The following is an 18,344-nucleotide window of genomic DNA, read 5'->3' on the forward strand; positions in this document are numbered from 1 at the left end:
ACCTGGACGAACGCTGGGACGAGGGCTGCACCAACGCCTGGAAGCTCTGGGAAGAGATCGTTCCCATGGGCTACCGGGGAAGCTATGGCCGGGTCAGCGCCTACCTGCGAAAGAAGCGGACATCGCCACGGCCGGTCACCGCGCAGCCGCCAGCACCCCGCGTGGTGACGAGATGGATCCTCAGCCGACCCGAGACGCTGACCGAGATCGAACATGTCCGGCTCAAGACCGTCCTGGCCAACTGCCCTGAACTCGATGCCCTGACCGGTCAAGTCAGATCCTTCGCCCAGATGCTCACCGAGCGCCAGGGCGAACGACTCCCGCAGTGGCTCGACGCCGTCCGCAAGGACGACCTGCCCAGCCTCCACACTCTCGCGACCGGTATCGACCGAGACCGCGACGCGGTCATCGCCGGCCTGACCCTGCCCTGGAACTCCGGAGTCGTCGAAGGACACGTCAACAGGATCAAGATGCTCAAGCGCCAGATGTTCGGCCGGGCCGGCTTCGCACTGCTCCGCAAGCGAGTCCTGTTGGCTCACTGATCGATGTCAGATGCGCGCGATAGCTTCCTGACATGGGTGTTTATCTGGTGAGCGTCGGCGCGGAGGAATGGTTCGGTGACGAGGAAGATGGATGGGGCGAGGTTGCTTCGGCGCTCAACGCTGAACTCAGGCGGCGGGGCTTGCCGCTCTACGAGGACGTTTCCCCAGAGACGGACTTCGCGCGCTCGTCGATGAGCAGCACGAAAGGCATGGTGGCGGTCAGGCGGCGTGGCTGCCGGCGCCGTGTCCGAAGCGTTCGGCGAAGGCCTGCCCGTGCTGGTCGGCGAAGGCCTTCGCGCCCTCAAGGAAACGGGTGCGGGCGAGATCCGCGGTCAGCCGCTGGCTCGCATACTGCCCGGGTTCCACATGGCCGTCGGCAGCGAGACGCGCCAGCTGCTCGTACGTCTCGTCATCAACCTGGATGCGGAGCTCCTTCGCCATGACGCCACGGTAGCCCGGCCCGTCCCCTGGCGGGAACCCTGTTCGGGTGCCGAGAGCCGGCAGCGGGCACCCGTCAACATCACCGCGCCAGGTGCGCGGCGCGGTCGGTGCCAGGTCCAGGCCCTGGCTGGTGCGGCAGACCAGGTCGTGGTCCTGGACCGGGCAGCCTCCGGCCAGCACCAACCGGTAGCGTGACCGTTGTCCAGGGCATCACCGAGCAGGCGCTGGTGGAGTTCCGGGAGTCTCATGCCGCGCGGCGTCGGCCGCCGGCCTGGCTGGCCAGGGATGGGGGCTTGGGCAACGAGGCCCACCCGCGCCTCCGGTCCCCCGAGTACCGAACCGCCCATCAGGATCAACGCTTGGCGTGGCCCGCTGCACCGATGTTCCCCACGGCCGCCCCCTTTTCCCGGGACCGTGCAGCGTGCATGATCGTTTCCCCCCCAACGGAGCAGCGCGCACGGAAGAAGGGGGAAGGCGTGAGCCGAGAGGGCCATGTCCAGACCCGGGCTGCAGTCATACGTGCCGGGGACACCACCACTCTGCTGTCCGTGGAAGGCTGGTTCGGCGGCCAGATCCTCGCCCCGGCGGACACCTGGATCATCGAGACGGCCACCGGCAAGCCGCGCCAGGACCTGCCTGGCACGCAGCTGTCGGTGATGGCGCGGCTTGCCGCACACTCCGCCGAGGAACTCGACCTACGCCAGTGGAAGCCCCTCCCGTCCGGCGATCCCTCGCGGACGGGGTGATCGCGGGCGGGCGCACCGCGGCTTGCTTCTGTACGGCGTGGTTCAAGACCACATCCCGCCCGCGGTGCGCTGCACACGCCCTGCGTGACCTGCAGTCCAGGGGCAGGCGAGGGCTGGAACGGGCACGGCGCCATGTGACGGCTGGCACATGTCTTGGTGCGAGGTGCCCCCGCTGACAGGGTGACCGTCATCGGCGCTGGTTGGTTTCTGCGAGGATGGGCGTCATGGCGGGAGAGACGAAAACGCACGATGAAAGGCTCCGGGACCTGGAGGCGGAGGCGTTCCGTACGGGGCGCACCCTGGCTGAGCATGGTGAGCAGCTTGGGGAGATCCGTGAGCAGCAGGCCACGGCGTTCGGGAACATTGACTCGCTCGCCAACGCCGTCGGTGCGCCGGGGGACCGCACGATCACGCTGCGACTGGATGTCATCGAGCGTGTTCTGTTCGCCCTTGCCCGGGCCCAGAACATCGACCCTGATGCTCTGGACTGAACCAACCACTCTCCCCTCCGCCGGTGCGTGGGCGCAGCGGCAGGGGCGGTCGTAGTCAATCGCGCAGCGAGCACCATGGCGGGGCGCCCAGCCCCGTCCCGTGGGGACACTGCGCGGCCAAAGCTGCGCAACCGCCTCCCAGAAACCAGGAGTTCGCCCCGGCCGGGGTGGACGTAGCGCGGGACGGGACGCAAACCGCGGCTACGAAGATCACAACTCGCTTGTGGTCTGGCCAACCGACGGAACCTAGGTCGGAACGCCTCCCGCATCAGCTTCACTCCGACCAGGGAGTTGTCGAGTCCGGAGGCGTCGCGGACGGCGACCTCGACCGCCTTCATCGTGGCGAAGCACGCCGTCTCGTAGTCCCCCAGGTCGAAGTTGGTGCGCACTGTGTCTTCCAGGGCCGGGTGAAGTGGACCGGACAGCCGCACCCGCGTGCTCACCGTTGCGGTTCGGGATTTCTGAAACCCACTGGTCATGCCCCAACCCAGCGTCGAAAGTGGGCAGATGAGACTTCAACGCTCGGCAACACCTATGCGGGACCTTCTCTACCTGTCCGACTCCAAGATGCGGACCCTTATCCCTCAGTTACCGGACCGCGTCCGTAAGCGGCTCGCTGTAGAGGCAGGGGTTAACGCCGGGGTGGTGTCGGTCAAGGCGACACTCGCCAACGATGGGGGCAGCCGCGAGGTGTCCTCATTCGAGGCTCTCGGCGCTGTCATCGACATGATCGAGGAAAAGTACGGTGAGCGGTCTCGCAACGACGCGGACCTGCGGGTAGGGGACTGGATCAGGTTGGACGAGGTCTTCCTCTACGGCCGGGCATCTACCTCGTGCTACCCCACCGCCGAGAGGTACGACCTTGTGTACTTTGCAGCCGAGGAGCTCCCGCCTGTGGTGCTGCTCGCCTCGGGCTACCACATCCTGGACCTCAGGCAGGCAGAACTGTCCCCGCAGCAGGGCAACGACCCCGGACTCTTCTATATGGAGGCCCTGCACGAGGAATTCCGGCACTTGCGCGAGCTTCCAGGAGGGGGAGCCGTGGGCGCCCTGCCGGACCCGAATGAACTCGAGTACGGCGACTGGGGTCGTGCGGTCAGCTGGCTGTGCCGCATCGACGCGCGAGCGCAGCGCAACGGCATTCGCTGGATGCCACCGACAAAGCTCGCCGGTCACGCCCGTGTCCTGGCAGTCGGCAACGCCCCGGGCGGGGATCACGAACGTCGGGTACTGGCTACACCGCTGTACCTCGAATACGTGCCTCGCTGAATCTGCAGCACCCGCTGCAGAAGCGTGAGGCGAAGCGGGAGCGGCGCCGTCTGTGCCGCGCTCGCCGCGCCCAGCAAGGACGCCCCGTCATGCACGTCGCCCGCCGGACGCGGTGCGTCGGGCTGACGGTCGTCGGCACGGCGGCGTTCACGGTCGGCCTCGTCTTCCTGGCGGCGGGCACGAACGGCAGCAAGAGCCTGTTCGAACTGGCTGCTGCGGCCTGGGGCTTGGCGGCGGCCATCCCCACCGGTAAGTAGGGCAGCGCGACCTGGTAGCTCCCGCAAGGACGTGTTGAAGGGCCCTGGCCAACGGCCAGGGCCCTTGTGCTCAGAAGGTGGGTTCCGGATCGCCGAGATTCTCGGCGATCCTTCACCCGTCGAGCGAGGCCGGAAGTATGCAGTGGTCCCGGCTGAAGACAGTAGGGTGCGCCGGGTGAGGAATGAACCCGGCCACGCCAACACCTTCCGCCTCATCGTCACCAGCCCCAAACGGGGAGGCTCCCGCTGGTGAGAGCGGTCTGCGGTAGGGGGTCGCCGTAGTACGGCCTCGAAGTATCGGAGCGACCAGTAGCGCTACTGGTTGTCGACGACCGCGTAATTCCCCAGGTGCGGCGCCACTTTCCCAGGCAAGCGTGCGAACGCGCGGTGAGTCTGAGGGCGGCCCGCCCGCCCGGGCAGTGTCGTGGGTCGGGCGGGCCGGGGACGAGCGGCGTCCCCCTGGTCGCGCCGGTGCAGCGCCGGGATCCCCATGGGGAATTTTCTGGCGCCGTAGCTGGGGAATATCGCCGTCGTTCACCTACTGGTCGCTCCGATACTTCCCTTTCCCAGACCCTGGTGGCCATCGATGCTCATCGTGGTGCCGTGCCGGATGGCACGCCTCTACACGCAGACCATGCGCTCGTAGGCCAGCTTGCTTTCCATGACGTAGCCATCCAGATCCCGGCCCACGACGGTGCCGTATAGGCGGGATCGGTTGAGGGGATGCTCCGGGGAATCATCGTGGATGAATCGCTCGTCCGGGACCACTTGACCGATGGGATTGTCGATCTCGTCCACCACGTTGCCACGCTCGGTGACCCGGTACTGCTTGCGCCGCTGGCAGGAGGTAGACGGTGCGGGCGAGGCCTTGGCTGAAAGGGTCGGCTCCGCGGACGGTGTGAGCTCCTGCCGGGGCGGTGCCGGTGCGCCGGGCGGTGATGTGGCCGGGGCGGTGGTGCTTGAAGGAGGGCTCTCTGGCGCGGTGGTATTGGCCGGACTTGTGGACGGCGTAGTCGTGGGTGAGGGTGTCGGGGTCGGGCTGGTGCGGCTCGGTGAGGCGGAAGCCATGGCCTCCGTCGTAACGGAGGGATCATCGTATTGCTCTCGCAAGAAGGCGAAGGCGGCCACACCCACTACGGCCAGGGCTGCGCCGGCGAGGGCGAGGCCCTTCTTCTTCCTCGACCACACCAGAAAGGCTGACGAACCTGCCCTGGGCCGGCTTAACGGGCCCGTTTCGGGGGCGCCTTCCTGGCTGTCGGGAATGTCTGGGCCAGCGGCGGCCGTGCGGGCCGACGCAGCAGCGCGGTCTCCTTCAAGCTGCTCCAGCAGACGCTGTGCTCGCCGTTTGAGTTCGGCGGGCGCGCTGGGGGCGAGAGCGATCAACTCTTGCAGAACCTCTGGATGGATTCGCCGCCTCTCTCCCGGGTTCTCGTATGCCGACCAGGACTGCGGTGCCCGGGAGGTTCTGGACGCCAACCCGCGCACAGTGAGGCCGGCACTGTCCCTGAGTTGCCTGACGACCTCAGCTCGTTCCTCCAGCCAGAAATCCTGATCGCTGCCCTCGGCCATGTGACCTCCTCCTGCCGTCTGCGCGGCATCCACACTGACGCACCGCCGGATCGTGCGCGGGACATCGCAGGTCACCGGCCTTTTTGTCCCGATGGTGTCCCGCAGGTGCGGGACACGGGTCGGGTCAGCAACTCTCGGTGCCCGTCAACCCAGGCGGTCGCACCTGGGATTGAGTCAGAAAGAGAGGTCTCATGCTCGGCAAACGCACCGGTAACTCCAGTACCTCCACACCGCCACGCCCGAGGTGGCGGAGAGGCTGGCTGGCCCGCCTGGTAGCCAGCCGGACCTGGCGTCGGCGCACGCTCGCTGCGCTCTCACTGCTCCTGGTGGCCGCGCTGCCCGATGCCGCGCACGCAGCCACGCATCACAAGGTCGAGGGCTCGGCGGCACTTGAGTACAAGGGCGGCGGGGTCTACCTGTACAACCAGCCGGGCTACTACTACATGGGCCGGCTGTTCGAAAGGCAGGACTTCTACCGCCACAGCACCTCCAAGGTCTCCAGCAAGAAGTACCGGTCTCGCAGCGGGACGTACGTCTCGAAGAGGCGGGGGCGCGACCTCACCTACCGCTGGGGGTATGCGGACGGCACCGCGCGGACGTGCCTGTGGATCGGCCCGTCTGCAGGCGACCGCAAGTCGATTCCGTATCTGAGCAGGAAGCTGTCCAGGACCAAGGACCGGTGCTCGCAGTGGCGGGTGGACTGGCTGACGGACAGGAAGAACATCGGTCGCCGCTTCAACTGCGGTGAGAACAGGGCACGAGGCCCTCAGAAGACCAAGATCACCCGCGATGCCACGTTGTACTACAACCTGAACTGGCGTGGTGACTACAGCGGAGGCCCGGGAAAGAACCCCGCCGCTGGGAAACTCGAACACCGCAAGCAGGTCTGGTACCGCTACACCACCAAGGACGGACGCTGGGCCGTCATCTACGACAAGGACAAGGGCTGGGGCTTCGTCGAAGCATCCAAGGTCCGGCGGGTGAGGGGCCGGTGGAGCTTCGCGGGCGAAGCCAAGTCGTACAGGTGTGGTGAACACCTGCTCAAAAAGGAGAAGCGGAAGCAGCGCCCGCAGGGTACGCGTGCCTCCCTGGGTCAGGAAGCTCTTGGCTCGAGCTCCCGTGACAGGGCTGCCACGAGCGCAGCTGGTACCTCCGCCGCTGTCCAGGCCCCCACGCACGCCGCTGCCCAATGCCACTGGCAGGTCCAGTGGGGAACCGCCGGTGTGTACGAAAAACCCTTCCGCGACCCCGGCAATCTGATCAAGACGAAGCATTCCGGCGATATCGTCGGCCCATACTGCTTCACCTGGTACAACCAGGGTGAACAGGAGTACTACGTCGCAGTCCACTCCGACGCAGCTGCCGACGACATCGGTTGGATGCGTCTGAAGGCCCTCAGCCAGACCTAAGCCGGCGGCAGTCCCAAAGGCTCGGATCGGCCCAGGAGCCGATACCAGCGACTCAAACCACGCTCCCCTGGTGTCCGAGTAACTCGGGCACCAGGGGAGCAACTACTGAATTTTGCTGCTACCAGCCCGCCCCCTGACACCACCGCCGCGAACGTCGGCGCGCGTGCTGTCCATGGCCCGTTGGGCTCGTAAATCAGCTGCTCGGTCGGTGAGGCGCTGGGCCGAGGCCGCTGGCCCGGCCTGGCGCAGCGGGCAGAAGGCCGTACGGGGGCTATTGGTTGAGCAGCGGCGCGAGCGTCATGCGTAGTTCGTCGTGGTCGCGGTATTCGAGCCGCAGCTGTTGGCGAGGTCGGCCGCCACAGAGGTTCTCCACTGTTCGTCGGTGATCTCTGCGGTGATGGCGGGGTGCACGCGGGCCGGGGCAAAGGCCGCGTTCAACTGGCGGGTAGCCCGTAACGTCGCAGAGTACGGCGGCATACGGCATCGGAGGGGGCGGGCGGTGCTGAGTCGTGCCCGCAGTCTGCTGTCCCGCGCGGTGTGGGGAAGGCTTATCCGGCCAGGACGACGGGGCGCATGGGTGCACCGTGCGCGAGGACACCGGTGAGCAGGTCGGCGAGACCGAGCGGGTAGACCGTTTCGGCTGTGGCGTGCAGGTCGGCGAGGGGCCACCAGCGGTGTTCGCGGATGTTGTCGGGCTGCGATGCCCGGGCCGGGTCGATGGCAGCTGCGGGGATGCGGGCGAGGAAGTACTTCTCCACCTGGCGGACCGCGCGCCCGCCGACGAGGTGGTCCTTGCTGCGCTCCGCGAGCTGCGCTCCCAGGTCGACGGCGCTCGCATCGACACCGAGTTCCTCATGCAACTCGCGGAGCGTCGCCGTGGCGTGGTCCTCCCCGTCCTCCAGGGAGCCGCCGGGCGTCGCCCAGAAGCCGCCGTTCTCGTCGTAGCGCAGCAGCAGGACGCGATCCTCTGCGTCGAGGACGATGGCGCGGGCGGCTTCCCTCAGCGGCGGAGTGGAGGTCGTCATGCCTTCCAGTGTGGCAGTCCCCGGAGGGGGGTCAGGACCGCTCGACCAGGTATTCGCCAATGCACATCGCGTCCAGGTCACAGGCCTGGAGCGTGGCGAGTGCGTGGGCTGGGGACTCGACGATGGGCTCGCGGTCGTTGAAGGACGTGTTGAGGACGACGGGCACCCCGGTGAGCTGGTTGAAGTTCTCGATCAGCGCTCCGTAGTCGGGTGCGGCGGCGGGGTCGACGGTCTGGACGCGGGCTGTGCCGTCGATGTGGACGACTCCGGCGATCTTGTCGGCGTGGTCGGGGCGGACGGGTGGGGCCAGCAGCATGAATGGGCTGGGTACGTCGAGGTCGAACCAGGTGCTGGCGTGGTCGGCGCGGACGGCTGGCGCAAATGGCCGGAATGGCTCGCGGTGCTTGATCCTCCGGTTGAGGGCGTCGGAGCTGGCGGTGGTGCGGGGATCGGCGAGGATGCTGCGGGCCCCTAGGGCACGGGGCCCGAGTTCACTGCCGCCCTGGAACCATCCGATGATCTTTCCGTCGGCGATCATCTGGGCGGCGGTTTGTGCGATGTCGCTCTCCCGGCGCCACGTGAATGGCGTCCGGCGCCGTTCGACCAGGCCGGATCGGGGGTCGCGGGTCAGGGCCTGTTCGATCTCCTTGTCGGTGTACTCGCGGCCGAAGTAGTCGCTGGCCAGCAGTCGCCTGGGCAGGCCACCGGTGAGACGGTGCCAGGCATACAGGGCGCAGCCGAGGGCCTGTCCGCGGTCGGATGCGGCGGGCGGGGCGAAGTATCCGGTGACCGCGTCCAGGCGGCGGATCTTGTCGGCGGCGACGCAGTTCAGGGCGACGCCGCCGGCGAAGCACAGGTTGCTGAGCCCGGTGGCCGCGATGGTCTGCTCGGTGAGCTGGCACAGGGCGCGTTCGGTCTGGTCCTGGACGTAGGCGGCGGTGTGCTTGCCGAGTTCGTGCTTGCCGCGGCTTTCGTACGGTCCGAAGTCGAAGCCGGTACGTTCGGCGAGTTCCGCGATGCCGCGCGCGTGGGTGCGGGTGAGATGTCCGTGGACGGTGGCGTCGGCGACGTCGAACAGCGGGGCGTCGTAGCGACTGGCGTCGCCGTAGGAGGCGAGTGCCATGGTCTTGCCGGCCTCCTGCTCGTGCCAGCCGAGCCAGTTGGTGAAGGCCTCGTAGGTCGCGCCGATCCCGCCCGCCCTCGGCCTGGTGGGCGAGTTGCCGCCCAGGCGCTCGATCCCGTCCGGGGTAGCCCGGTAGTAGGTCTCGGTGTCGCCTGCGTTGCCGCCGCCGTCGACGACCAGCACGGTCGCCTCCTGGTACGGGCTGAGGCAGTAGGCGGTGTAGGCGTGGCTGAGGTGGTGGTCGACCGGGACGATCCGGCTCGGGGCGATGCCGAGGTGAACCAGGCCGGTCTCGGCCCGGGTGGGTGGGGTGCGGCCGATGCCGCTCACGGCGACCAGGTCGATGTCGGCGAGCGTCAGGCCGGCCGCGCGCAGGCAGTACAGGAGCGAGGCCTCGAAGCCGGGGCTGTAGCGGGTGCGGTTGAGGCGTTCCTCGCCGATCGCGACCATCACGGTGTCGGTGATCAGGGCGGCGCCGCCGTCGTGCCCGAGGTTGATGCCGACGACGCAGGGCTTGGAGCGGCTCATCAGGCGGCCCTTCGTATGGCGGGTGCGGTCAGTGGGTCCCACAGCCGGGCCTCGCCGGATGGGTCGCGGTGCAGTGCGCCGAGCTGGCACAGCTGGACGGTGCTGCCGCGGTAGGGGATCGACGGGGTGAAGGGGTGGCCGAAGGCCTCCAGGCCGCCGAGCTCGGTGTAGGCGTCGGTGAACTCATCGGCCAGCGGCGGCCGCGCGTTCGACACGTTGGCGGCGGTGAGACGTCGTGCGGTCTCATCGAGGCCTGCGTCTGCGAGGACGCCGGCGACCTGGGCGAGGACCGTTTCGGGGGTGGCCCCGTCGGTGTTGATGATTGCCGGTGGGGTCGGGCACAGCGTGGGGGCGATCTCCCGGTAGAAGGTGTGCAGGCGTTCCAGCAGACCGGTGTCGAACCACTGCTTCCAGCGAGGCAGTTCAGCGACCCGGCCGCGGCGGTTGAGGCTCTGGTCGGGGCTGACCAGGAGGATCGCGGTGAGGACCGTCTCGGGCAGTTCGGGGGCGATGCGGCGGGCGTAGAAGTCGCGGGCGGTGAGGTAGGGAAGGGAGTCCTCGGCCCGGGTGGCGTAGCAGTACGCCAGGGCGCCGAGTTGGTTGCGGTCGGAGATGAGCAGGCTCGTCGCCGGGTCAGCGGTCAGGTTCCCCATGGCGCGGGCCTTCGCCAGCTCATGCCGCAGGAACCACAGGGTGTGTCCGGCCGGGCTGGGGTGCACGGGGGCCGCGAGGCCGGTGGCGAGACGGGCGTTGGGCTCGGTGAACCACATGGCCTCGTCGCCGAGGGCGAGAACCATGCGCGCGAGCAGGGACGTCTTGCCCGCTCCGGGCGGGCCGTCCAGAACCAGTACGGGAGCGCGGTGTTCCACGATCAGGCGTCCTTCCATGTGCGGGCGTGCGGCTGGTCGGCGAGTTCCGCCAGGGCCAGGGCCAGGGCCTCGACCCGCAGGGCGAGGTCGACGCTGGTCGGCAGGTCGGCAGGGTGCTGCCCGGACAGGCGCGCGGCGACGGACATCCACAGCGCGGCGAACGGGTCGGTGAAGCCGCTCTGCATGCCGTCGGCCGTGGTCACGAGGGTGCCGTCGGCCGGTGCGTAGGGGCGGGCGAAGTCGATCGTGGCGGCGCCGTGCGCGTCGGCGAAGTGGATCGTCTCGCGGAAGACCCCGGCCGGAGTCGCGGCGATGACCAGCGTGAACGGCTCCCCGTTCGGCCCGTGCAACAGGGCGTGCACGGACTGCCCGGCCGCGTCGAGGGTGCACGCCGTGGCGGTGGCGCGGGCACGGCCAGGACCAGCGCGGTCAGCAGGTGGTAGCCCTGCCACAGCAGGATCTGCAGCGCCGTCACCTGATGCGGAACCAGGTGGTCGGGGACCGGCTGCGTCGGGTCCTGGTCGAAGGTGTACGGCGCGAAGCCGGACGGGAGCAGGTGCCGGCGCGCGCTCTCGTCGACCCCGTCGGCTTTCACCAGCCAGCCGCCGGCGGGTTTGGGTACGTGGGCGAGGGCGGCGTGCAGGGCCGGGTCGTGGGCGCGCATCGCACCGACTTCCAGCAGCAGCCCTGCCTCCCGCGCCCGCTCGGCGAGCTTGCGGGTGCGGACGACGTCCAGGCAGACGGGTTTCTCGGTGACGACATGCACGCCGGCGTCGAGGGCCTCCTCGATGAGGTCCTCGTGTACTCCGGTGAGAATCACCAGGGCGTCCACGTCCTGCAGCAGGTCGCCGACCCGTGAAGCCGTGCGGGGAACGGCGAACCGCCTCTGCGCCGCGCGTGCCCGCTCGGGGTCGCGGTCGGTTACGGCGATCAGTTCGAACGCCGTGGAGCGGGCCAGGAGCGGAAGGTGCAGTCCGAAGGCGGCGGCGCCGCACCCGGCGATGGCGAGCCGCCACGGCCAGCTGGTCGGGCGTGCGGTGGTGGTCATCGGGGCGCCTCCGGGAGAGTCCAGCAGGTGGTGGCCGCGTGGAGGGAGCAGCGGGCGATCTCACCGGCGGGCAGCGCCCGCAGATGAGGGTTGAACAGCTCCACCGACACCGGCCCCCGGTAGCCGGCCCGGGTCAGGGCGTCGGTGAAGGCCGGCCAGTTGAGGGCGCCGTCGCCGGGGAACAACCGGTGGGCATCGGTGAGTCCGTCGCCCGTGTCGGGATGCGGGATGTCGGCGATCTGCACGTGCGTGATCGTGGTGCCGAGGCCGGTGATGTGGGCCGGGTCGGCGCCGGCGGCGGCCCAGTGGAAGGAGTCCACGAGCACCCCCGCGTTGCCGGCCTTGGTCTCGTGCAGCAGTTCGGCCAGATCGGGCAGGCTGTCGGCGACCGGGTGGGGACCGTCCAGGTCGGGCGGCAGCCCGTGACGGACGCTGACGGCTTCGACGGCGAGCCGCACGCCGTGGGCTGCGGCCGCGTCGGCGAGGTGGGCGATCCGCTCCCGGGCCAGGGCCCGGGCCTGGGAGGCCGGAAGGAACGTGCGGGGGTTGAGGACGGTGGTGGCCACGGTGCAGCCGAGGGCGGCCATGGCTTTCAGACGCTCGCGAAGGCCGTCGAGGCACGCGCGGTAGGCGTCCCGGTCGACTAGGAGCGGGGCGGGCAGGACGGGCCCGGCGGGCAGGATGCCGCTCGCCGCCGCGACGCTCACGCCCATCTCCTGCAGCAGGTCGCGTAACGGGCCGATGCCATATGCCTGTGCCTGCTGGATGGAGACCTCGGTCGTGGGGAATCCTGCGCCCGCGGCCAGGACGAGGAACTGCTCCAGGGGCAGGCCAGAGAGGGTGGCCTGGTTGAGGCACGGCACGAATCCCGCGGCGGTCTCGGAGAGCGGGGTCATGCCGTGGCCAGCTTTCCGTCGAGCAGCTGCTCGCGCAGCGCGGGCAAGTCCGCCATCACGTCGGCGACCGTCTGCCGGACGCGGGCGTTGGGGATGGCGTTGGGCCCGGAGGCCTGCACGATCGCCTGCCAGGGGTCGGTCAGGTCCCGGCCGGACTGGGAGACGAGCGCGACCGCGCAGTCCAGTCCGCTTTCCGCGTGCAGGCGGCGGGCGACTTCGCCCGCGGCCAGGTTGTAGAGCTTGCCGACGTCGTAGGAGGGATTCTTCCCGGAGACCCCTTCCGCGGACCACGGCCTGAGCATGCTGATCAGACCGTTGGCGCGGTTTCCGCGGCCGACGACGCCTTCGTCGCCGGACTCGATCGACGATCCGGTCGCCGTCAGGTACAGCTCGGGGCGGGCGTCGACGTCGCGGGTGTTGATGGCCACCGTCACGTGGTGCTCGGGCGCGATCGTCGCCGCGAGTTCGCCGATCAGGTCGCGGGCCTGCGCCCGGCGGGCGACGTAGGTGTCCAGATCGGGGGTCTCGCGGGCGATCTGTGGCACGCACGCGGTCAGCTGCACGCGCGGGCCGTGGCGGACGACCATGAGTTTGATGTCGGTGCCGTAGTAGGGGTGTTCGGCGCGGAACGCCTCGCTCGTCAGCTGCTCCTCGACGCCGAGGGCGACCTGCTCGGCGACGCCCAGCGGCCAGTAGGCGACGCCGGCGCTGGTGTCGTTGGAGAACAGGCGGTGCCGTTCGGCGAGGTCGTCGAGGGTGCGCGGCGCGAACCACCGCTGCCGGGAGGCCTCGCCCTTGTCCGAGTCCGGGGTGCTGACGGCGCCGGGGCTGGAAGCCTGGGTCAGCCGCGGCCGCACGTCGACCCACCGGTTGGCGTCGAGCAGCGGTAGGGCGCTGGCGAGGTATTCGCGCGCGGCGGTGGTGACGATGTCGGCGACCGGGATGGTGTGGTCGCCGAGGGCGGCCGTGATCCGTCCGTTGACCAGGACCTGGATGGGCGCGGTGAGTTCGCCGTGGCCGAAGCGGACGTCGGCGGCTCCGCCGAGCAGCGAGGTCTTGTCGGTGTTGTGGTGCAGGATCGCGCCGAAGGCGTCGAGGCAGTAGCGGCTGTAGCAGCGGGAGATCGCCTCGGCCACGCCGTCGGCGAGGGTGTCGGGGTGGCCTGCCCCTTTACGTTCGACGACCTCGGCGCCCAGGAGGGCGGAGGCGGCGGACAGGCCGGGGATGCTGATCACGTCCATGCAGGGAACTCCTTCGTCGGGGCGTGCTGGGCGAGGGCGATGGGGCAGCGGCCCAGGAGGCGTAGACGACCGCGTTCGAGGTGGTAGGCGCCGATCCGGGCCAGGTCGCGGGCGCCTTCGACGGCGCGGGAGCGGTCCAGGAAGGCCCACCCAGCGGCGAGGTTGATGACGGCGGCATGCACCGCGTCGCGGCCGGCCTGGATCGCGGCGGGCTCCACGATCACGCTCAGGTGCATGCGGGCGACGCACACGCCGTGCCCGGCGCCCTGGCGCAGGAAGTAGGTGAGGGTGGTCTCCGGCCGGTAGACGGGATGGGAGGCGACGGCCGTCGGCTCGATGAGGGTCTGATGGCCGGCCTGGCGGGCCCGGTCGATGAACTCCAGGTCCTCGCAGTCGCCCATCCACCGGCCCCGGCGCCCGAGATCCGTACGGAACAGCCCGAGGTCGAGCGCGGTCTGGCGGTGGAAGAGGAGGTTGCAGCCGGTGACCCAGTACGGCCACACGGCCGACGCCCGGCCCTCGGGCCAGTCCACCGCGCCGTGGCACTCGCGCAGCGCCTTCGTCAGCGCGGTGACCTGGCCTCCCGGGTAGGTGACGTGGGTGCGGCCGCCGACGGCGAACACCTTCTCTTCCCGGATCGCGTCGACGAGGGCCTGCAGCCAGCCGGCGTCGGGGGCGATGTCGGGGTCAGTGATGGCGACGTACTCGCCGCGGGCCGCGCAGATCCCGCGGTTGCGGCCTGCACTCAGGCCCAAGGTCGGCTCGTACAGTACGCGCACGGGAAACGGCCAGTCGCCGTCGCGGACCGCGTCCGCGATCGGGCGCACGGGCCCGGGGAGGTCGTTGTCCACGACGACGGCTTCCAACTGCCCGGCAGGCAGCGTCTGCTGGGTCAGGGCGTCCAGCAGACTCCTCAGGCTCGCGGTGTTTCCCCGGGCACTGACCACGACCGAAACCAACGGTTTCTCCGGTGGTGTCATCAGTGCTTCCTTCTCGTTCGAACGTGGCTGGTGGTGGCGCCGCATGCGCTGCAGCACGAACGAGAATGGGCTCAACTGTTCGACTCCGTCGACCAGTTGGAGGGGGTCCCCAGGGGGTCCCGTCTCCGCGAATGAGTCACCGCTCATGTTCGCTGAGTGATTCGATGGAGACGTGGAAGAGACCACCCGTCACCCTCTGGCCTTGGCGCGCCTCGCGCGCGGCATGACGAATAAGGAGCTGGTCTCCGGTATCCATGCCGCGGCCGCCCGCCGCGGGCTGCGCTCAGGCACGGACGAGGCGCGGGTGCGTAAATGGCAGCGCGGCGTCGAACCCAGCGAGGAATCCCAGATTTACATCGCCGAAGCGCTCGGCTGGCCCGCGGACATCGTCCGTCCCGGCGACTGGCCGAATTGGCTGCCGCTCACCGCCGACGGGGTGATCCGGCTCGGACCCCACAGTTCCGTATCCGCCCTGAGAGAGGCCTTGCGAACAGCGATGGACCGCCGCACCTTCTTTTCGATCTCCGGCGCCGCTCTGTCCGCGCTGGCCGCAGACTGGGCTGCCGGCCCCGCCACCGCGCTCGCCCAGGCCCACAACGGAAAACCGATTGGCGAGGACTTCGTCGCCTTCTTAGAGAACACCACCCGGCAACTCGCCGGTCACGCCACCGAGCAGCACCAGCACACCGCCACCCTCATGGATGCCCATCTGTCCACGGTGACTGAGTTGCTCGAACACGGCCGCTACACGCCCGGCATTGGGCAGCGTCTGCACACCCTGGCGGCCTCGCTGTCCCAGACTGTCGCCTGGCACCGCTTCGACCTGGGCCGGCACACCCACGCCAGCCAGAACTGGATCGCCGCCCTGCACAACGCCCACGCCGCCGGGGACCACGACATGGGTGCCGGCCTCCTGAGTGACCTCGCCTACCAGGCCGCCTGGCGCAACGACCACACCACGGCGGCCAGCATCCTCAACCATGCCCTCACCCGTGCCCAGAACCCCGCCGCCCGCTGCCTGCTGCAGCTGCGTCTCGCCCGCACCCTCGCCGTGCGAGGCGGCCGCGGTGAACGACGCTCCGTGCTGCGCGCCCTCACCGCGGCCGAGCAGCACCTCAGCGACGCCAGCGCCGACCGGCCAGCCTGGTGCGCCTGGGTGTCCGAAGCCGACCTCGCCGTCGACTCAGGCCAGGCCCTCCTGGACCTCGGCGACATCAGCCACGCCCACCAGCTCATCAGCGAAGGCGAACGCCTGCTGCCGCCCGCCCGGGACAAGACGAGGGGCGTGTTCCTCGCCTACCGCGCCGCGAGCCACCTCGATCTGAAGGAACCCGAGCTCGCCGCGGCCGCCGCCACCGAATCCCTGCTCCTGGCACGTCGCATCGGAGCACCCCGCTGTGTGCAGCTTGTCGACGACCTTCTCCCCCGCTTCCAGCACTACCAGGACGCCCAGGGCGTGCCAGAACTCCTCCAGCTCGCTGCCGCATAGTAGGAAGGGGCGGATCCGATGACCACCGATGCGGGGCTCCCCTCGGTCAGAGAGTCTCTCCAGCTTGCGCTCCTGACGGAAGGCGAGGGCAGCCCACTGGTCGACGAACTCGCCGAAGCCGCCGCCGACCACTACCACCTCAACTACAGCCGTCACCCCGTCCCGCTGCTGTTTCGCGAGGTCCGCGCGGCCCGCACCCTGCTGGCCGGCGTGCTCCCCGCCGGCACGGACGGCACCGAACTGCACCGCCAGCTCGGCCGTCTCTCAGGACTGCTGGGCAACCTCGCCTTCCACCTCGACGATTCGGCCGGCGCACGCACCCACCTGGGCACCGCCATCTCGTACGCGAACCGGTGCGGTGATACGGCGCTGGCGGCGTGGGCGTACGGGGCGCAGAGCATGGTGGCCCGCCACAACGGCAACCCGACCGCCGCGTACACGTACGCCGAGCGCGGCGCGGCCGCCGCCCCCGCCGGCCTGGTCCGTGCCCAGCTCCACGCCTGGGCGCTGCTGCCCACCCTCGCCCAGCAGGGCCGCGACCGGGAAGCGACCGCTGCCCTCGACGTCGCCTTGATCGAACTCGAAGCCGACCCGGCCGGACAGGCCCCAGGGCGCTTCGGCTTCGACGAACCCGAACTCGCCCTGCACCAGGCCGAAGCGCACCTCACGCTCGGCCGCACCGAACAGGCCCGCGCCCGCGCCGAAGCCTCCGCGGCCGCCTGCACACCCGGCACCCCCGGATGGGCCGCCGCCACCCTCGTCCTCGCCCAGGCTGAAGCCGCCGACCAACCGTCCGACGCCGCTCAGCGCGCCCTGGACATCCTCGACCGGGTGCCGCCGAGCCGCCTGCGCGCCACCGCCCGCACCCGGTTGCAGCGACTGGAGGGCCTGCTCGCCGCCCGCCCCGCCGAGTACGTGGCCGATCTACGCGAACGCCTGCGCACCCTGCCGCCTTCCGTGGACGCGTCGGGCGCCGCATCGGCGTGACAGCCGCCGGTAACCGCCGGGTGTACCGCGGTCACGGGTGGCGGAAGCCGCGATCGGGATTGCGGGCCTGCTCGGGGTCGAAGGCGGCAAACCAGGGGCCTCCCCCTGAGTGGTGGACACGCTGATACTGGATCTGCTTGATCCGGAGGAAGCGAGAAGACCGCCGATGGCGATGAGGAAGCGGCCGGTCTCGGCGCGTCGGCGCTGTTCGGCGAGCCACTCGTCCGCCTGGTCACGGCCGACGGCGCCGCTGGCGCAGGCCGGCTCGGCGAGCCTCGCAAGCAGCGACAGCATCGCGGGGTCGGTGAACACGCTGGTGTGCACCTCGACCGTGACATCGTCGAAGCCGCTGGCCAGGAGCAGGCTGCGGTACTGGCGGCTGGCGCGGGGCGTGCCCAGAAGGTCGGCGCGGGCGTGCACGATCGTGCGGGTGAGCGCCGCGTCATCCGAGTCGATCACGATGGCGTCCCAGTCCTGACCGACCAGGACGATCCTGCCGCCCGGGCAGAGGACCCGTCGAGCGCCCTGGCTCCTGAAGTACGTGGAAGACCTTGTCGGCACGGTAGCCGCGCACGCTTCAGGTGATCGACCTGGAGTTGAAGCTCCAGGAGCGCGACGACGACCTCGCCGCCGCCCGCGCGGCCAACCGCGAACTCATGGCGCAGTTCAACCGGCCAACGGCACCGACCGCGCTCGAGTGACCGCGGACCCGCCTGGCGACCGGGACGTTCATCGTGTCGTCCTGGTCAACCGTCTGTAGCGCGCGGCGTTCGACGTCCCATGTTCCTCGCGGACATCGACCTCGACAACGAAGAATCCCTCGCTCACCCTGCTCGCTCTGCACACCTCCTCAGCCTCTAGGTCCGCGCGACCAGGCTGAGGAGGGAAGTAGGCCGTTGGTACACCCGGTCGGGCATCCAGGCCGATCTCTCGGCTCGGCCAGGGGATCGTGCCACGGGTATGGACCGGCGGCGCAGGACGTATCCCGGCAGTGCTCTCGACATGGCGGCAGCAGTGACCCATCCGTCAGGCAAGCATGGGTGCGGCGACGGCAGCACGATCGCCGCGCCTACAGGGCCGCCGCCCGTGGCCGTCGGTGCCCACTCAGAAGCGGGCTCACCGAGGATGTCGTATGCGTACGTGCCAAGACTGTCGGGCCGCAATGACGCCAGGCTGGAGCCTAGCTCGGGGGGCGGCCCGACAGTTGGCCGATCACGATGTGATCACGCCCTCGATCGCGGCAACGATGCGGAGGCAGCGCATGAGACGAGTCGTCCGGGCCAACGGACAGGCGCCTCTGACCACTACGACGCGTAGGCCGCGGTGTCGAAGCCATGTTCCGGGAGCTGCGGTCGTCCAGCAAGATCATCACGGCTCTCCGGGATGCCCAGGACAGTGGCGGACGCCTGAGTGAAAAATTCTCGGCGCGTGACC

The 18,344-nt window shown here is 69.6% G+C and carries 18 protein-coding genes and 2 pseudogenes; 8 read left to right on the plus strand and 12 right to left on the minus strand.

The genetic code is table 11. From position 1 onward, the window contains the following. Positions 1-542: transposase (locus tag H4N64_RS35480; RefSeq protein WP_186286655.1), on the plus strand; the 542-nt coding region annotated here is incomplete at its 5' end. 219 nt (positions 543-761) lie between these two features. Here H4N64_RS35480 and H4N64_RS35485 read toward each other — a convergent pair. Continuing rightward, the gene (locus H4N64_RS35485; RefSeq protein ID WP_186286656.1) at positions 762-983 is read right to left on the minus strand and encodes a hypothetical protein; all 222 of its coding nucleotides are present in this window, start codon (positions 981-983) and stop codon (positions 762-764) included. Between the two features lie 476 nt (positions 984-1,459). On the opposite strand from H4N64_RS35485, the gene H4N64_RS35490 reads away from it, so the two are divergent. Together H4N64_RS35490 and H4N64_RS35495 are read left to right on the plus strand one after the other, a co-directional pair. Beyond that, entirely contained in the window at positions 1,460-1,729 is a 270-nt protein-coding gene (locus H4N64_RS35490; protein WP_186286657.1) for a hypothetical protein, read from the plus strand. A 224-nt stretch (positions 1,730-1,953) separates the two neighbouring features. Further along, the gene (locus H4N64_RS35495; RefSeq protein ID WP_186286658.1) at positions 1,954-2,220 is read left to right on the plus strand and encodes a hypothetical protein; all 267 of its coding nucleotides are present in this window, start codon (positions 1,954-1,956) and stop codon (positions 2,218-2,220) included. Between the two features lie 254 nt (positions 2,221-2,474). On the opposite strand, the pseudogene H4N64_RS35500 reads toward H4N64_RS35495, so the two are convergent. Next, positions 2,475-2,699: pseudogene (locus tag H4N64_RS35500) on the minus strand (TIGR02391 family protein); the annotation flags it as partial. Positions 2,700-2,727: 28 nt separating this feature from the next. Between H4N64_RS35500 and H4N64_RS35505 the strand changes: the two are divergent. Next, positions 2,728-3,489 (plus strand): SAVMC3_10250 family protein, encoded by a 762-nt coding sequence (locus H4N64_RS35505; protein WP_186286659.1) that lies wholly within the window; start codon positions 2,728-2,730, stop codon positions 3,487-3,489. Between the two features lie 89 nt (positions 3,490-3,578). Continuing rightward, positions 3,579-3,746: a hypothetical protein gene (locus H4N64_RS35510; protein WP_186286660.1), complete on the plus strand. Its 168-nt coding sequence runs from the start codon at positions 3,579-3,581 to the stop codon at positions 3,744-3,746. Positions 3,747-4,367: 621 nt separating this feature from the next. Here the strand turns inward: H4N64_RS35510 and H4N64_RS35515 are convergent. Further along, positions 4,368-5,315 (minus strand): helix-turn-helix domain-containing protein, encoded by a 948-nt coding sequence (locus H4N64_RS35515; RefSeq protein WP_186286661.1) that lies wholly within the window; start codon positions 5,313-5,315, stop codon positions 4,368-4,370. A 326-nt stretch (positions 5,316-5,641) separates the two neighbouring features. On the opposite strand from H4N64_RS35515, the gene H4N64_RS35520 reads away from it, so the two are divergent. Next, positions 5,642-6,724, plus strand: coding sequence for a hypothetical protein (locus tag H4N64_RS35520; RefSeq protein ID WP_186286662.1), 1,083 nt, complete (start codon positions 5,642-5,644; stop codon positions 6,722-6,724). Between the two features lie 548 nt (positions 6,725-7,272). Here H4N64_RS35520 and H4N64_RS35525 read toward each other — a convergent pair. From H4N64_RS35525 to H4N64_RS35560, 8 genes are read right to left on the minus strand one after another with little or no spacing between them, the layout of a single operon-like run. After that, entirely contained in the window at positions 7,273-7,749 is a 477-nt protein-coding gene (locus tag H4N64_RS35525; protein WP_186286663.1) for an NUDIX hydrolase, read from the minus strand. A 31-nt stretch (positions 7,750-7,780) separates the two neighbouring features. Further along, a complete protein-coding gene (locus tag H4N64_RS35530; RefSeq protein WP_186286664.1) occupies positions 7,781-9,400 on the minus strand; it encodes a carbamoyltransferase family protein in 1,620 nt (539 codons plus the stop codon). After that, complete coding sequence (locus H4N64_RS35535) at positions 9,400-10,269, minus strand: hypothetical protein (protein WP_186286665.1); 870 nt, start codon at positions 10,267-10,269, stop codon at positions 9,400-9,402. The genes H4N64_RS35530 and H4N64_RS35535 overlap by 1 nt, the downstream gene beginning before the upstream one ends. Positions 10,270-10,271: 2 nt before the next feature. Continuing rightward, positions 10,272-10,472 carry a hypothetical protein gene (locus H4N64_RS35540; RefSeq protein ID WP_186286666.1) on the minus strand — a complete coding sequence of 67 codons (201 nt, stop codon included), beginning with the start codon at positions 10,470-10,472 and terminating at the stop codon, positions 10,272-10,274. Continuing rightward, entirely contained in the window at positions 10,469-11,317 is an 849-nt protein-coding gene (locus H4N64_RS35545; RefSeq protein ID WP_186286667.1) for a Gfo/Idh/MocA family protein, read from the minus strand. Before H4N64_RS35545 ends, H4N64_RS35540 begins: the two co-directional genes overlap by 4 nt. Beyond that, positions 11,314-12,213 carry a sugar phosphate isomerase/epimerase family protein gene (locus H4N64_RS35550; RefSeq protein ID WP_186286668.1) on the minus strand — a complete coding sequence of 300 codons (900 nt, stop codon included), beginning with the start codon at positions 12,211-12,213 and terminating at the stop codon, positions 11,314-11,316. Before H4N64_RS35550 ends, H4N64_RS35545 begins: the two co-directional genes overlap by 4 nt. Beyond that, positions 12,210-13,454: a methionine adenosyltransferase gene (locus H4N64_RS35555; protein ID WP_186286669.1), complete on the minus strand. Its 1,245-nt coding sequence runs from the start codon at positions 13,452-13,454 to the stop codon at positions 12,210-12,212. The genes H4N64_RS35550 and H4N64_RS35555 overlap by 4 nt, the downstream gene beginning before the upstream one ends. Beyond that, the gene (locus H4N64_RS35560) at positions 13,445-14,434 is read right to left on the minus strand and encodes a glycosyltransferase family 2 protein (protein WP_186286670.1); all 990 of its coding nucleotides are present in this window, start codon (positions 14,432-14,434) and stop codon (positions 13,445-13,447) included. The genes H4N64_RS35555 and H4N64_RS35560 overlap by 10 nt, the downstream gene beginning before the upstream one ends. A 202-nt stretch (positions 14,435-14,636) precedes the next feature. Here H4N64_RS35560 and H4N64_RS35565 point away from each other — a divergent pair, with 202 nt between their 5' ends. Next, a complete protein-coding gene (locus H4N64_RS35565) occupies positions 14,637-15,923 on the plus strand; it encodes an XRE family transcriptional regulator (protein WP_336246890.1) in 1,287 nt (428 codons plus the stop codon). Positions 15,924-15,941: 18 nt separating this feature from the next. Next, positions 15,942-16,910 (plus strand): Twin-arginine translocation pathway signal, encoded by a 969-nt coding sequence (locus H4N64_RS35570; protein WP_186286672.1) that lies wholly within the window; start codon positions 15,942-15,944, stop codon positions 16,908-16,910. Between the two features lie 138 nt (positions 16,911-17,048). Here the strand turns inward: H4N64_RS35570 and H4N64_RS46975 are convergent. Then, positions 17,049-17,487 (minus strand): annotated as a pseudogene (locus tag H4N64_RS46975) (methyltransferase domain-containing protein); the annotation flags it as partial. Between the last annotated feature and the right edge of the window lie 857 nt (positions 17,488-18,344).

Source organism: Streptomyces cupreus (assembly GCF_014257025.1).
GTDB lineage: Bacteria > Actinomycetota > Actinomycetes > Streptomycetales > Streptomycetaceae > Streptomyces > Streptomyces cupreus.

What these genes read in the sequence shown, in the direction of transcription:
- H4N64_RS35485 (WP_186286656.1), bottom strand. Translation starts at nt 983, where the DNA reads ATGGCGAAGGAGCTCCGCATCCAGGTTGATGACGAGACGTACGAGCAG.
- H4N64_RS35495 (WP_186286658.1), top strand. Translation starts at nt 1,954, where the DNA reads ATGGCGGGAGAGACGAAAACGCACGATGAAAGGCTCCGGGACCTGGAG.
- H4N64_RS35505 (WP_186286659.1), top strand. Translation starts at nt 2,728, where the DNA reads ATGAGACTTCAACGCTCGGCAACACCTATGCGGGACCTTCTCTACCTG.
- H4N64_RS35510 (WP_186286660.1), top strand. Translation starts at nt 3,579, where the DNA reads ATGCACGTCGCCCGCCGGACGCGGTGCGTCGGGCTGACGGTCGTCGGC.
- H4N64_RS35515 (WP_186286661.1), bottom strand. Translation starts at nt 5,315, where the DNA reads ATGGCCGAGGGCAGCGATCAGGATTTCTGGCTGGAGGAACGAGCTGAG.
- H4N64_RS35525 (WP_186286663.1), bottom strand. Translation starts at nt 7,749, where the DNA reads ATGACGACCTCCACTCCGCCGCTGAGGGAAGCCGCCCGCGCCATCGTC.
- H4N64_RS35530 (WP_186286664.1), bottom strand. Translation starts at nt 9,400, where the DNA reads ATGAGCCGCTCCAAGCCCTGCGTCGTCGGCATCAACCTCGGGCACGAC.
- H4N64_RS35545 (WP_186286667.1), bottom strand. Translation starts at nt 11,317, where the DNA reads ATGACCACCACCGCACGCCCGACCAGCTGGCCGTGGCGGCTCGCCATC.
- H4N64_RS35550 (WP_186286668.1), bottom strand. Translation starts at nt 12,213, where the DNA reads ATGACCCCGCTCTCCGAGACCGCCGCGGGATTCGTGCCGTGCCTCAAC.
- H4N64_RS35555 (WP_186286669.1), bottom strand. Translation starts at nt 13,454, where the DNA reads ATGGACGTGATCAGCATCCCCGGCCTGTCCGCCGCCTCCGCCCTCCTG.
- H4N64_RS35560 (WP_186286670.1), bottom strand. Translation starts at nt 14,434, where the DNA reads ATGACACCACCGGAGAAACCGTTGGTTTCGGTCGTGGTCAGTGCCCGG.
- H4N64_RS35570 (WP_186286672.1), top strand. Translation starts at nt 15,942, where the DNA reads ATGACCACCGATGCGGGGCTCCCCTCGGTCAGAGAGTCTCTCCAGCTT.